This is a genomic window from Clostridium amazonense (assembly GCF_056431285.1).
The window spans coordinates 1-13,850 of the sequence record NZ_JBWKMH010000001.1 but is presented as its reverse complement, the minus strand read 5'-3'; the positions used below and the strand labels follow the sequence as shown (position 1 = coordinate 13,850).

At 24.4% G+C, this 13,850-nt stretch carries 13 protein-coding genes; 2 read left to right on the top strand and 11 right to left on the bottom strand.

Going from position 1 to position 13,850, the window contains the following annotated elements; translation table 11 throughout:
- Positions 1-60: 60 nt before the first annotated feature.
- From AC07E4_RS00065 to AC07E4_RS00035, 7 genes are all read right to left on the bottom strand, one after another.
- The gene (locus AC07E4_RS00065) at positions 61-930 is read right to left on the bottom strand and encodes a recombinase family protein (RefSeq protein WP_377344320.1); all 870 of its coding nucleotides are present in this window, start codon (positions 928-930) and stop codon (positions 61-63) included.
- A gap of 342 nt (positions 931-1,272) precedes the next feature.
- On the bottom strand, positions 1,273-2,673 hold the full coding sequence (nifS, locus tag AC07E4_RS00060) for a cysteine desulfurase NifS (protein ID WP_478215454.1): 1,401 nt from the start codon (positions 2,671-2,673) through the stop codon (positions 1,273-1,275).
- A gap of 70 nt (positions 2,674-2,743) precedes the next feature.
- Positions 2,744-3,397: a hypothetical protein gene (locus AC07E4_RS00055; RefSeq protein ID WP_478215453.1), complete on the bottom strand. Its 654-nt coding sequence runs from the start codon at positions 3,395-3,397 to the stop codon at positions 2,744-2,746.
- 135 nt (positions 3,398-3,532) lie between these two features.
- On the bottom strand, positions 3,533-3,751 hold the full coding sequence (locus AC07E4_RS00050) for a BhlA/UviB family holin-like peptide (RefSeq protein ID WP_377344276.1): 219 nt from the start codon (positions 3,749-3,751) through the stop codon (positions 3,533-3,535).
- Between the two features lie 59 nt (positions 3,752-3,810).
- Entirely contained in the window at positions 3,811-4,032 is a 222-nt protein-coding gene (locus AC07E4_RS00045) for a helix-turn-helix domain-containing protein (protein WP_377344277.1), read from the bottom strand.
- 22 nt (positions 4,033-4,054) lie between these two features.
- Positions 4,055-4,600 carry a sigma-70 family RNA polymerase sigma factor gene (locus tag AC07E4_RS00040; RefSeq protein ID WP_377344278.1) on the bottom strand — a complete coding sequence of 182 codons (546 nt, stop codon included), beginning with the start codon at positions 4,598-4,600 and terminating at the stop codon, positions 4,055-4,057.
- 181 nt (positions 4,601-4,781) lie between these two features.
- Positions 4,782-5,696, bottom strand: a complete 915-nt coding sequence (locus AC07E4_RS00035; RefSeq protein ID WP_478215452.1) for a S8 family peptidase — start codon at positions 5,694-5,696, stop codon at positions 4,782-4,784.
- Between the two features lie 224 nt (positions 5,697-5,920).
- Here AC07E4_RS00035 and AC07E4_RS00030 point away from each other — a divergent pair, with 224 nt between their 5' ends.
- Positions 5,921-6,130: a helix-turn-helix transcriptional regulator gene (locus AC07E4_RS00030; protein ID WP_478215451.1), complete on the top strand. Its 210-nt coding sequence runs from the start codon at positions 5,921-5,923 to the stop codon at positions 6,128-6,130.
- Between the two features lie 781 nt (positions 6,131-6,911).
- Here the strand turns inward: AC07E4_RS00030 and AC07E4_RS00025 are convergent.
- Entirely contained in the window at positions 6,912-7,445 is a 534-nt protein-coding gene (locus AC07E4_RS00025; RefSeq protein WP_377344305.1) for a sigma factor-like helix-turn-helix DNA-binding protein, read from the bottom strand.
- Positions 7,446-7,878: 433 nt separating this feature from the next.
- Between AC07E4_RS00025 and AC07E4_RS00020 the strand changes: the two genes are divergently transcribed.
- Positions 7,879-8,766 carry a hypothetical protein gene (locus tag AC07E4_RS00020; RefSeq protein ID WP_478215450.1) on the top strand — a complete coding sequence of 296 codons (888 nt, stop codon included), beginning with the start codon at positions 7,879-7,881 and terminating at the stop codon, positions 8,764-8,766.
- Positions 8,767-9,747: 981 nt separating this feature from the next.
- On the opposite strand, the gene AC07E4_RS00015 is transcribed toward AC07E4_RS00020, so the two are convergent.
- The 3 genes from AC07E4_RS00015 to AC07E4_RS00005 form a co-directional block, all read right to left on the bottom strand.
- Complete coding sequence (locus AC07E4_RS00015) at positions 9,748-9,912, bottom strand: hypothetical protein (RefSeq protein WP_478215449.1); 165 nt, start codon at positions 9,910-9,912, stop codon at positions 9,748-9,750.
- A 671-nt stretch (positions 9,913-10,583) separates the two neighbouring features.
- Positions 10,584-11,144 carry a hypothetical protein gene (locus tag AC07E4_RS00010; RefSeq protein ID WP_377344352.1) on the bottom strand — a complete coding sequence of 187 codons (561 nt, stop codon included), beginning with the start codon at positions 11,142-11,144 and terminating at the stop codon, positions 10,584-10,586.
- Positions 11,145-11,378: 234 nt separating this feature from the next.
- Positions 11,379-12,923, bottom strand: a complete 1,545-nt coding sequence (locus tag AC07E4_RS00005; RefSeq protein ID WP_377344319.1) for a helix-turn-helix domain-containing protein — start codon at positions 12,921-12,923, stop codon at positions 11,379-11,381.
- Positions 12,924-13,850: the final 927 nt, after the last annotated feature.

The following is a 13,850-nucleotide window of genomic DNA, read 5'->3' as shown; positions in this document are numbered from 1 at the left end:
AATATGTTTTTTTATTTTATAAACATTTACGAATAAATTAATGTACAAAAAGTTTAGTTTCTAACTGTCTAATTTTACTTTTCTATTTTCTCTTATAATCGTGCTTTTACTTATACCAGTAATCTCAGCAACTTCATTATAACTATAGATCCCACCATTGATAGATAACATTCCCAGTGCATGTTTTAATTGCTTTTGATTATATTTTTTGGGACGTCCTTCTCTAAAGTCTTTTTTAGTCTTTGCTATTGTTTTTCCCGTTTGAGTTCTTTCAACTATCATTGCTCTTTCAAATTCTGCAAATGCCAACAAATTAGTTATTATAAGTTTTCCTATTGCAGTGTCCTCAATAATTCCCATATTTAGAATATGTATCTTAACTCCTTTGTTTATAAGATTATCTATATATTGTAACCCTTCTTTAGTATTTCTGCAGAATCTATCTAGTTTTGTAACTACTAAAATATCACCTTGCTTCAGAATACCTAATATACTATTAAAAATTGGTCTATTAATGGTTTTCCCCGTAAATTCTTCTTCATATATTTTAGCATTTGGATATCTATCTAATATTTCTTTTTTTTGTTGCTCTAAACTATATCCCTCTAATTGCCCTTTAGTACTCACTCTAATGTATCCATATATATTTTTCAAACTTGCTTTTATTCCACTTTTTAATGTTATATGATATTTATTCTTTAAATAATATATATCACTAGATATTTTTTTAAATTCATTTATTAATTTTTCATACTTTTTAGTTGCTAAGTTAATAAATCTATCACTTCTATGGTTAAAGCCCCAAATAACAATTTTATATTGTTCTTGTTGAACACTTATGTCTATATATTCCTCGACTTTATACGTTTTAAATGATTTATTTACATAACTATGATTATTTAATATTTCAGTTAATAAATCTTTTTTCATATTTAAACCACCTTTAAATTTAAATAATTTTTGATACTTATTTATGACACCAATTAATGCATTAATTTTATGTCATTATCATAGTGGTGTCAATACTTTTAACTTTTGACTACAACATCTATGTATAATTTATACCATCTAGTTATATAACAACTCTGAAATATAATTTTTCATATTTTACAAATGATTTCAATAAAAAAATGTTCACATAAAAAAAGAGCAAAATTTAATATAATTTTGCTCTTTAAAATATTTTCTATATTGAATGGTGTTAATTTAAAAAGCAAGTTAATTATCATAAATTATTTATAATTACTTTGTTTTTTATTAGCTCTTTAATTATTAATTTTTGTTAAAATTCTTTCTTATTTTCTCTACTTCAACCTCTAAAGTTTCTAAAACATAATCTATATCTTTCTCAGAAATTTCTGTTCCAAATGTAAATCTTAATACAGTTTTTGCTTTTTCATCTGATAATCCAATAGCTTTTAATACATGCGATGGCTTATTAGATTTACAACTACAAGCTGAACCACTTGATGTAGCAATACCCTTTATATCTAACATTAATGATAATTGTGATGCTTGTATAAATTCAAAAGATAAGCTAACATTTCCTGGTAAGCGTTTAGTTGGATGTCCATTTAACTCTATATCTGTTATTCTATTTAATACTTTCTCTACAAATATATTCCTTATTTTTTCTACTTTTTTACTGTTTTCAATTATATTATTAGTTGTTAATTCTATAGCTTTACCTAACCCTACAATTCCAGCTACATTTTCAGTTCCAGATCTTATACCATTTTCTTGATTTCCTCCATGTATAAATGAATCTATATTTACATTCTCATTTATATAAATAGCTCCTATTCCCTTAGGACCATAAAACTTATGTGCTGATAATGACAACATATCTATATTATATTTTTTTACATCAATAGGAATATTACCTATTGCTTGTACAGCATCAGTATGAAAATAGATACCCTTCTCTCTTGATATTTTTCCTATTTCCTCAATCGGTTGTATTGTTCCAATCTCATTATTAGCAAACATAATAGAAATAAGTATTGTCTTATCAGTAATAGCTTCATGTAAGTCTTTTATTGATATCATTCCATATTTATCTACTGGTAAGTATGTTATATCAAACCCCTGTTTTTCCAAGTATTTACACGAATTAATAATAGCAGGGTGTTCAATTAACGATGTTATAATATGATTTCCCTTGCTTCTATTAGCAAAAGCAATACCCTTTATTGCTAAATTATCAGATTCAGTTCCACCAGAAGTGAAAAATATCTCTTCTTTTTTACAATTTATAGCATGCGCTACTCTTTCACGTGCATTTTCAATTGCAATTCTGCTTCTTTTTCCTAATGCATACATACTAGATGCATTTCCAAATTCTTCAGTAAAGTATGGTTTCATTTCATCCCAAACGTCCTTTTTTACATATGTAGTTGCTGAAGAATCTAAGTATATGAACTTTTGGCAATTTAGCTCTGATAGTCCTAATGCAATATCTAATTTCTCCTTATTAAATCCAGCAATTACTTGATTATTTATAATAAATGTAGGAACAGTTGTTATATTCTTCTCTACTAAAAGTTCCTTTTCCATACATTTCAATTGTGTGACATCTATCTCATTAAATTTAATCCCTTTTTCTAAAAGGTATGCTTTAGCTACTTGACAGTAAATACAATCATTATCTATATAAATCTCAATATTATTCATTTTTATAAACCTCACATTAACTATTAAGTATATAAATAGTTGTACTAAAATTTTAGTACAACTATTTCTCTTATTTACATGGCATATCTTTAAACGTATTAATTATAACAGTAGCCCATGTACTTCCCATATAAGCATAACGAGATAAGTTATATATTAATTCCCTATTACAACTACAAGAAAAATATCCTCTTTGTGCATAGCATTCATCATGTTTTTTACATTGTTCATCTACAGCATCTACTGGCGCCCCTGGACCACTACATCCAGCTCCGCACCAATTACCATGAATACATGGAAGTCCATTCGCAACCATTTCTGTTGGTGATGTAATTTCTCTTGAATCTAATTCTTTTATAATTTTCTTTATATTATCTGTATACTCTATTGTTTCAACATTTTCAACATTATTGTTCTTAATAGTAAATGCCTTAAGTATTTCTTTATCATTCTGAGTTTCAAAAACAGTTCCAAATACATCTATATGATTATCTGTTTTTGAGAAATTTATTTTTATTTTATCATCATCTAATCCTAGTACTAAAAAGTTTACATTATCCGATCCATTATTCCATTTTTTTGCATCTAAAATTTTATAATCTTTCTTAGTTACTTTGTTTATTTCTAATAATCTGTTAATTAATCTTTTTACATCAACATTGTTTAGTACCTCTCTTTCTAGACTTTCTAATTCATACCCATCAATTTCAACTAATTTTTTCATTAATAATTACACTCCTCAATTCTATAATTTAAATACTAGTAATTTTGTATTCAATATATAAAGAATGTTTTATTTCTATTTATTAAACCTTTTTTTTAAATTTATAATATTTATTTTATTTAAATATATTTTAACTTATAAAATATGATTTTTTATTATATCAATATCCTTCTTTACATCTTCAACAATATTAAATTTATCTGTGAGCTTAGATATAATAATTTGATAATTTTTTTCTCTTTTTTCTTGTTTCTTGTCTCTTTCTTCTTGTGCTCTTAATATATATATTAAAAGTACAACAGTTAATAATGACCATATTCCTTGTGTACTTGCTAATTTCAATACTTCATCCATAAAACTCCTCCCATTCAAAAATTACTTATATAAATCTTAATTTGAATTCATATTTTAAATTATATACTCCAAATACTTGGTATAGATTCTATTGGATATTTTAATATTGCCTCAATAATTTTAATTTTAACTTGTTGTTCAACATCATCTCTATCTTGTATTGGAATTTCTAATAACATTTTTTTTATTTTAGGTGTCATTTTTTCTATTATACTCTCTAATGCACAATTATCTTTTTTTTGTGCCCTTTTAATTAAGTCATACATTTTATACTCATTCATATAACAAATTTTCTCCATTACTTTAATAATTATCTTTCATCTTTTTAAATATATTTTTTAAAATTTTATATATATATTGAGGACTAACACATAATTTTTTTGAGATTGTATTAACACTCAACTGATTAATAAAATATAGTTGTACAATTATTTTTTGTTTTTTTGTAAGCTTATTTATTAAATCATACAATTTCTTATTTTCAATATGCTCTAACAAATCTTCATTTTTATATAAAATTAAATCTAATATATCTTCTTCATAAGAATTTTTTAAATTTAGACTAAATTCCTCGTTATTTAAAACTAATAAATTATTATCACTATACATTCTCTCTTTTTGAGCACAGTTAATAACTGTGAAATATATTGTTTTCGATATATATTTTATAACCCTAATTTCTAAATAAAACTTTTTAAATGTATTATTTAAATTTTCATAGGTTTCCTTTGTAGGATTATTCTTAGCTTCAATAAATAAATTCAAATTATTATTACAACTGAAAAATTTTTTAATAATTGAATTGTTAAAATTTATATTTAAATTATTAAATTTTGTTTTAGAATTCATACCATCACTCCAAATTTTTACTATTTATATAATATAGAGTAAAAATTCTAATTAATTTCAACTAATTTTTATATAATTCATAATATTTTCAATAAATCTGGTGTACTTCAAATATTATGAATTGAATTTGGTTTAAAAAATTAAAAATGAGCAGAATAAGTATCTTATTCTGCTCATTTTTCTAATCATGAAATTCTAAAACTCCCGCACCTAAACATTTTTTCTCATATTCTTCTAATCTTATATACTTATAAAATTTACTTTTTAAATCTTTTAAACTTAATTCCTTATTGTTACATTCACTTATAACTAACGCCATTGCACCAGAAATATGTGGTGCAGCCATAGATGTTCCTGTCAATTTAATATAACTATCATTAATAAAAGTTGATATGATATCAACTCCAGGAGCTAAAACATCAACTTCACTATTTGTATTAGAGAAATCAGCTAATTCTCCCAATCTATTTATTGCGCCCACCTGAATCACTTCTGAAAAAACAGCTGGAAATTGAAATTCCTCAGTATTTAACTTTCCATCTCCATTATTCCCTGCTGCACAAACCATAACAATATTATTTTTAGCTGCATCCACTATTACTTCATGTAAATCATTTATATATGTTTCACAACCTAAGGACATTGAAATTATTCTAACCTTTTCACAATTACTTCCTCTCCAATTTATACAGTATTTAATAGCATCTATAATCCAATTAGTATCTCCAGTTCCATCTTCTGATAAGACTTTTAATATTAAAAGCTTTGATTTAGGCGCAACCCCTATTATTCCTGAATTATTGTTTTCAGCTCCTATTATTCCTGCTACATGAGTTCCATGTCCATTATTATCATTAAAATTATTAATATCTCCATTAAAATCATGTGTGAAATTTTTTCCTCCAATTATTCTGTTTTTTAAATCATTATGATTTAAATCACAACCTGTATCTAATATAGCAATAACTACATCCTCACCTAGCAAGCCTTTTCCCCACATTTTAGGTGCATTAATCATATCAACACCATATGGAATCTGTTCAATATGTTTTAATTTTTCTTTTTTTTGTATTGGTATTAATTTAAATTCCTTCATTACAAATTTTCTCCTATTTTATAAATACTCTATACTTATATAGAAAAACTATAGGTTTTATTTGAAACCATTTTATGAAAAAATTTAATTTTTTTGTATTTAATAATATTAATAATTTAATCTAGTGTAATTTTCCTTAATAATTTAATGTAAAATACTTGAAATTCCCCTTATGTATAGTATACTATACATAAGGGGAATTTAACTTTTGAAAAGGTGATTGTATGACAATGGTTCTATTAAATAAAGTAAAATATTTTCGTTTAAAATTTTCACTTACACAAGAAAACTTAGCAAATAAAATTGGAGTAACTAGGCTTACAATTATATCAATTGAAAAACAAAGATATGAGCCGTCTGTTAGCTTGGCTATTAAATTATCAAATGTATTTAACTGTAAAGTAGAAGATCTATTTTGGTTTAATAAGGAGTGATCAAATGAATTATTTATATCGATTTATATTAAAAATAATATTATGTATACTTTTAATTTTTAAAAGTATATCCGTAATTAACTATCGTTTTTACATTACTAATGGTGGCTATTGGGTATTACCCATACTAGCAATATTTTGTATCATATCAACAATTTACGATGCATTTGTTTTAAAATCAAAAAAAAATTTTTTTATACAGATTAAAAAAAATGATGAACGAATTCAACACTATACCTATAAGGCTGGATATTTTTCATTTTTATTAACTACTATTTCATTAATACTTATATTTTGTTCATATGTTCCTTTGAAAATTTCCACTTTTCTAAATTTAATTGGACTAATTATAATTTTAAATATATTAATTTTCCTTATCATTAAATATTATTATATATATACAGATGATTCATTAAAAACACTTATTTTGAGTAAATTTCATTCTAATAAATCAAACTTTTACAAAGCCAAACTAATACTAGGTAAAGTTTCTTTAGGTTTATCAATAATTCTAACTTTACTTATATTAAATTTATTTTTTAATATTGTAAACTTAGATAAAATAGAAGGATTACCTCTTGTGCTTCCTTTATTTGTAAGCCCTATAGGTATTATTCTAGGTTTAATTTCTTTTTATAATTCTAAAGATAAAGTTTCACTAATTGGAATAATAACTAATTTATTATTATTACTATTTCCATTTGCATATTTTTTCATTATAACTTTAACTATAGGCCCTTAAATAATTATAAAGTGGAGGAAATATTTATTTTCCTCCATTTTATATATCAATAATATAAGACCTTAGTTTTTTTAAAGCGTTATTTTTTTTCTTATTGACTGCTTGTCTAGATATTTTTAATTCCTGTGATATATCTAATTCTGTTTTTCCCTTTATAAATATTTCATATATTATTTTCTCATATTCTTTAGAAAGCCTTGATATTAAATCCCTAATTACAATTATTTGTTCTATATTATAATTACAACTTTTATTAAATATACTTTCATTTAATTCAACGTATATTTCAAAGTTCTCATTGTGTTCTTTAGATAACCTTATGTATTTATATCTTAAAGATTTAGATATGTACCCTATTAAATACTTTTCCTCCATCAAATTTGAATTTTGTTCCAAAGGTATTTTTTTTATTACTTCTATAAGATTAATTATAAGATCCGATTCAGCTCCATAATAATTTAATTTATTACTATATTTTTTTATTAAAGGATTAAATTTTTCTATTATAACCATAATATCATCCTTATTCCCTAATTTTGCTTTATTGACATGTATATATAACTTTTCACCCATACTATTCCCCCCATTCATTATTTAGAGAGAATATTTTCCAAAACTTTTAAACCCTATTATGTAAAAATATATAAAAAAAACCTTTAAATTAAATTTATACAAATACTAACTTTTTTCTCCTAAATCTCATTACATATATATACAATATAGAACCCAATGTATACATATATGTAGAATTAAGTAAAATTAAACTATTTATTTTATTTACATAATTTTTTAAAAGAATTACATACTTTAACCTAGATAAGCCTCTGTTTTTTTATACTTGATTATTTAAAACTATGTAAAAAACAAGATTATATAATTCCTTGCTCTTTCCATAGTTCTAAATTGAATTATAAAAATGGATTGTATAGGTGTTTTTTACATTATACATTATAATAAAAATGAGAAAGATTTTATTATTTATAGATATTATTTAAGGGAGGATAAGATGGATTCAGATGTTAGCAACTTGGATAAACAAAATCTTAGATTATTAAATAGTTTGATAAAAACTACAAATTTAACTTCAAAAAGGAATTATATGAAAGATGGCGTATATACACCAATACTAGAAAGAGGTCATGTTGTTCAATGTGAATTTACTGGTATTGGAGAAGAATTAGACTATTTACATTATGCAATAGTATGGAATACAAAAAAAACTTGTGAAACCATTAATGTAATACCATTGACAAGTCAATTTAAAGAAGAATCAGTAGGGACATTTTACTTAAATAAAATAGAAAATTTTATGACTAAAGATAAAGATAAATTTGTTAATAAAGAGAGCTTTGTATATGTAAATAAACTTATGGAAGTATCTCGGAAGAGAATTAAACCAGTATATAAACAAGAAGTTAATGGAACCATAATTAAAAATGATAAAAACCAAAAAGAATTATTGAAAATTTCAGAAGAACAGAAAGAAAGGATTTTAGAAAGTATTGAATTATTATATTTAGAATCGAATGAATTTCTAGTAGATAAATTAAAATCAATACCAATAGGAAGTCAATTTGAAGAAGATCTTGTTGATAATAGTGAGCTATTAGATTTGGGCTATAGAAAAATTATCAATTATAATCAAGAAAATACACAAAATCATACAAGAATTAATTTTGAAATTGCTAAAAAACAGTATTCATTAAGCTTTAAAAAGATGAATGATCATAATTGGAAAACTTTTAAGTCATTGGAGCATGCAAAATTATATACCAAAATAAAATATGAAAAAAATAACATTTCAAGACGTAACAACTTGATTGAAGGTATATTTTCAAGGGATAACTTAAAAGTAGAAGAAGCAAAAAAACTACTAAAACAACTACTTAAGTAGTTGATTGTTTTAATAGTTATGCTATAATTAATATATCCAGATGGATATTAAAAGAAAGTATAAGCCTAGATTGGCATTAGACAATAAAAAATGCACTAAAGGTGTATTTTTTTCTGCATTTAAGTATATACTATAATATCTAGATAGATATTATTTAAAGCCTAGATTGGCATTAGAGAAATAAAGGGAGTGGTGCACTATTACTCTCTTTTTTGTTTACTTTTATAGTATATAATTCAAAAGGAACATCATTAATGATGCTCCTTAAAATTCATTTTCTTCGATTTTTTACTAGATAGATACTTCCTATAAACACCTCAACAAGATATATATTATACATTAGGCTTATAAAAATACACTATTTTTTCATATGTTTAATCTTAAATTATGGATAACAGACTATGTGATGTCCTATAGTCAAACATTCATGGTATATTTAATGTCCCCCACTAGGGAAAAAAGCGTTATCCGTTAACTTCTCAAAGATATTTACTATATCTTTCATTTAATATTATATCACATATTTTAAAATATTACATATATATTTTATCTATCCATTTAATATTATCTTACTAGTTTTTATAATTGCAATACAACTTTATTTTTTACCCATCATACATAACCCCTTTAAAATTTATATACTTTTGGTATTGATCAATGCTTGAAATCATTAAATCACTTTTTTCTAATTTCATTTTTCTAGAACGATTATATATAATTCCAATATATTTTTTCTTATTAATCTTATTTTTAAATATCTTATTTTTAAATATTTCTCTTAACTATAATTCCTTTATTTTATTTTTAACTCTTTCAAAAATGTCTTCAGATAGTAATTCCAGTATATCTTCCAATTCTATATTTTCTTCTTTTTTTTCTTGTTATCTATGTTGACTTATTATTAAATTAATTGCATTGCTTGCAAATTTAAATTCATTTTCTATTTTTATTTTTGTACATATTCTATATTGTTTACACTTATTATATAATCCTTTTTCTTGTAATTGTTGTTTCATCTTTTTTATAAGCGAATAAATTTAATTGCTTTTTTAAAAACATATTTCTACTCAAACCTTTTTTCCTTGCTAGTTCATCTATCTTTTTTATTGTATCCTTATCCAAATTTCTTATTTTTATTTCTGCCATTTCGAACTCCATTTTATTATTTTTTCTAATTTATTTTATACTTTCTCTCTCTTAATTTTAGGCTAAGACTTCTAAACTTATATTTCCTTGCTAAATAATATAAGAGCATAAGGGAAAACTGCCCCCAAAATCTTTGTGGGACTATGCTAAACCTAGTGTTTTCAAGGGTACTAAAAAAGCCTAAAATGTTCATCCCTCCCACACATTTTCCACACCATTTCCACACAAAATGTGAAGGTTTAGAACACCATTTTTTTAATAAAAAGGATAAGCTATAAAAAAGTATAGTTTATCTTTTTTATAGCTTATCCTTTTTATTTTTTTATAAGTTATTTGTGTTTTAAAATCGTGCAGAATGTTCTTTTTATTATTATATAGAATAACATCTCCTGGTTTATATTTATCAACTTTAAGCACAGATCAAATTTTCATCTACACCTAAATTAACTATATATGGTTTAGGTTAGTTCACCCATTTAGAGTTTGGGTCATCAATTTTTATATCTGGTTTAGTCCAGTCAATATTATATTTATCACTTTTTCCTGTTACTTTAGATTGTTTATTTTCCTTATCTCTTACATGTATATCTTGACCATTAATATCCCTATGTGTTGTTTTATTTGGGCTTTCCTCCCATTCTCCAACAAAAATAATAACAAATCAATAATCGTTACTTCTTTATCATTCCTTCGTTTGCTAAATAATTTTTTATTGCAATATTAACAACATCCGATTTACTTATATTACTGCATTTTTCGTATTCCTTTAGTTTTTCCAATAGTTCCAAATCCACATTAAAAGTTGCTTTTTTCCTATTGCTTTTATCAAATTTTACAAGTTCTTTCATAACGCTTATTTCTTTATTATTTCTTATTCCATTGTTATTTTTTATTACTTCTAACAACTCTTGTTTGTATTGTAATAATTCTCGCAATCCTTCTAATTCCAATACTGTTAAGTTGGTATTTATATTTTTTTCCTTCGTTCTTTGTTCTTCCTTCTTCCTTCTTATTGCCTTCGTAGTGCTGGCTCTTTCTTCCTTATTTATTCCAGTATTATTGCTCTTAAATTTTTTTTCTTCTTTAACAAAAAAATAACCTTCTCTATTTAGTTTTTTTCTTAAAGTATCTTTGCCAAGTCCTAAGTCTCGTTCTAGTTGTGCAATACTTTTACCATTTTTTAAAGCATCATTAACCAAGCCTAAAATATCCGTAATATTATTTAAGTCCATTTGAAGAAACACTCCCTACTATTCCTTAAGTATTCCTTTAATAATACCACAAAGTTGTACCAGTGGATAGAACGAACCCCATAAGAAGGCCTCAATACGAAGAAGGGTAGGTATGAGCTAGCCTTTGACCCAACACTACCCCCCAAAAAGTAAGACCCCCCATATAAGCCGAGAAAAAATTTGACCCCCATTGAAAAAAATACTTAGATGCTTTATAATCAAAAAGAACAAAGATTATATTAATCCTTGTTCTTTTAAACTACTTATGTCACGTTTGTATGTTTTTATAGATATATTCAATTGGTCACATATATCTTTTCTTTTAAGACCTTCAGTCAAAAGGTCTTTTATTTTTACCCTTCTTTGTGATATTTTATCCTTTTCAGTTAATTTTCCATCTTGTTTTAACTTCTCTTTATATTCTTTTTTAGCTTTTTCACTATCATATTTATTTCTTTGATATACTTTATCTCTTCTATTGTATTCTTTTCTACTCATAATATTTTCTAAGTGTAGCAACAATTCTTCCTCATATGTTATCTCCAGTAAATTTAATATAGTTACTGACTTATGAATATATTGTTTTCTATTTAATGCCTTTGTATCTCCATCTAATTCATTCTCTTTTAATGGATTTTTAAAGTTACTATTAAATCTTAATGTTTCCTTTAGTGCTTCATCATGCGTCATGTTCGATAATAAACAATAGTTTCTATACAAGTAACAAAGTAATTCTCTATAACCTTCTTCTCTTATACTTTGTATCTTCTCAAAGTCCCTCAATCTAGCTTTATTTAAAGTATATACATTTCTTATCTTTACTACTTTACCATTCTTATTTAGCCTTTTTACTGCCTTTTCCCATGGTGGAAGTAATTCGTTTTGTAGTTCTCTTAAAGTATATACTTTAGGATTAAATATCATATTTTCTATTATAGAATTATCCTTTGAGTTTATTGAACCTTCTATTCTTCCATATGTTGTTGATGCTTGTGGTGTTGCTCCAAAATCTTTTAATCTACTAGCTAAATTACTCGCTACAAGATTATATACTTTTAAACTTTTCTTAGTTACTGGCACATCTTGAAGTGTATATAATAGCCTTATTCTATGCCCTGTTTCAATTAATGTTGCTACTGGCAGTTTATCACCCATCATATTTTTAATTAATTCTAATGCCATTTTTAAAGTATATTTATTAGTATCAAAATCAACATCTATTGCTATGTTTTGAAGTGAAAATAAGCTTTCCTCTGTCGTTCTATACATATTATTATAACAATTAATGCTATACATCATATCGCTTGTATTATTGCTAAAATAATGACTTTTCAATATCGCTTGTAATCTATATGGGTCTTTTAATGTTTCTACTGCATATGCTCTATATTTACCAGTAGTTTTATTCCTTAATCTTATATAACATTCTCTATTAACATTAAATAAAAACTCAAATAATTCTGCTTGTTTTCTTACATGCTTAGTTACTTTTATTCTATTCTTAGTTTTATATTCAAAACCTAAAGAGTTTAATATATATTCTTTTTCTTTTTCATATCCATATTTATTTATGTTCACTAAAATCATATCTTTAGTTAAATTTAATGTACTTAATTCTTTTATTAAATTATCTAAATCACTAATACTATATTGAAAATAATAATTCCCATTATACCCCTCTACTGGCTTTATATTGGTGTATTCTTTTAATACTTCCTTATGCTCTTCTAAAGAATTATTTAATTCAATATTAACCTTACGTTTTAATACTTGTCCCACAACACGTTGTCACCTCTTTTCTTCTTAAAAATCTATTCTTCATCATTATACCTTATAATTCCTATTTTTTATAACAGAAACTACATTGTCAATGGTGTGTTGAAACTTACTTTTTCTACAAGAATAACTCTTCAGGAAGATTTGTATTAAATTGACTTAATAACAAGACCATGGCTTACTCTTAGGAAAACCTACATGGGTTTCCTTATGCTTTCAGCATTCACCCTTCCAAGTGCTGCCGTACTACTAAACTGTTTTCTACAAAACCAGTTTTTCCGTGTGGTTTGTCTACATTTTTAAATATAAAAAAGCACTCCAGTACATCTAATACTAAAGTGCTTGAAATTTCTTCTTAAAATATTCTTGAATTTTATATACTTATTTGATATTATTAAGAATATAATTCAATATTGAATATTAAGTTCTCAAATTCTTTTGGTATAGTTGTTGTATATCAATACGATTTGATTACTTTCTTAGAAGTTCTCTAACTTTCTTTATGTATTCCCGTACATTTAGAATTTTACTTATATATCAGTTTCCCGACTGTTATATAAGAATGAGGACTTTTTTTATTTTATGTAAAATTATGTTTTAATTTTATAATTTATTTTATAATTTGTAAAGTTTATTTTATGTAAAAAGTATAAAAAATAGATATTATTATAAAAAGATTTTTAAAACATTGTTATTCTTGTAAAAAATTCTAAGCATATTTTGTTTTTTTTATACTATTTTTATTTAATTTACTATAGGCTATATTATTGTAAACTTTTTTAAATAACCTATTTTAAAGGCTTAAATATGTTTTTTTATTTTATAAACATTTACGAATAAATTAATGTACAAAAAGTTTAGTTTCTAACTGTCTAATTTTACTTTTCTATTTTCTCTTATAATCGTGCTTTTACTTATACCAGTAATCTC

Bases quoted from the DNA above. Each gene is read 5' to 3' on its own strand.
- AC07E4_RS00050 (WP_377344276.1), bottom strand. From the start codon at position 3,751: ATGGATGAAGTATTGAAATTAGCAAGTACACAAGGAATATGGTCATTA.
- AC07E4_RS00015 (WP_478215449.1), bottom strand. From the start codon at position 9,912: ATGGCAGAAATAAAAATAAGAAATTTGGATAAGGATACAATAAAAAAG.
- AC07E4_RS00045 (WP_377344277.1), bottom strand. From the start codon at position 4,032: ATGAATGAGTATAAAATGTATGACTTAATTAAAAGGGCACAAAAAAAA.
- nifS (WP_478215454.1), bottom strand. From the start codon at position 2,673: ATGAATAATATTGAGATTTATATAGATAATGATTGTATTTACTGTCAA.
- AC07E4_RS00010 (WP_377344352.1), bottom strand. From the start codon at position 11,144: ATGGACTTAAATAATATTACGGATATTTTAGGCTTGGTTAATGATGCT.
- AC07E4_RS00020 (WP_478215450.1), top strand. From the start codon at position 7,879: ATGGATTCAGATGTTAGCAACTTGGATAAACAAAATCTTAGATTATTA.
- AC07E4_RS00055 (WP_478215453.1), bottom strand. From the start codon at position 3,397: ATGAAAAAATTAGTTGAAATTGATGGGTATGAATTAGAAAGTCTAGAA.
- AC07E4_RS00035 (WP_478215452.1), bottom strand. From the start codon at position 5,696: ATGAAGGAATTTAAATTAATACCAATACAAAAAAAAGAAAAATTAAAA.
- AC07E4_RS00030 (WP_478215451.1), top strand. From the start codon at position 5,921: ATGACAATGGTTCTATTAAATAAAGTAAAATATTTTCGTTTAAAATTT.
- AC07E4_RS00065 (WP_377344320.1), bottom strand. From the start codon at position 930: ATGAAAAAAGATTTATTAACTGAAATATTAAATAATCATAGTTATGTA.
- AC07E4_RS00025 (WP_377344305.1), bottom strand. From the start codon at position 7,445: ATGGGTGAAAAGTTATATATACATGTCAATAAAGCAAAATTAGGGAAT.
- AC07E4_RS00040 (WP_377344278.1), bottom strand. From the start codon at position 4,600: ATGAATTCTAAAACAAAATTTAATAATTTAAATATAAATTTTAACAAT.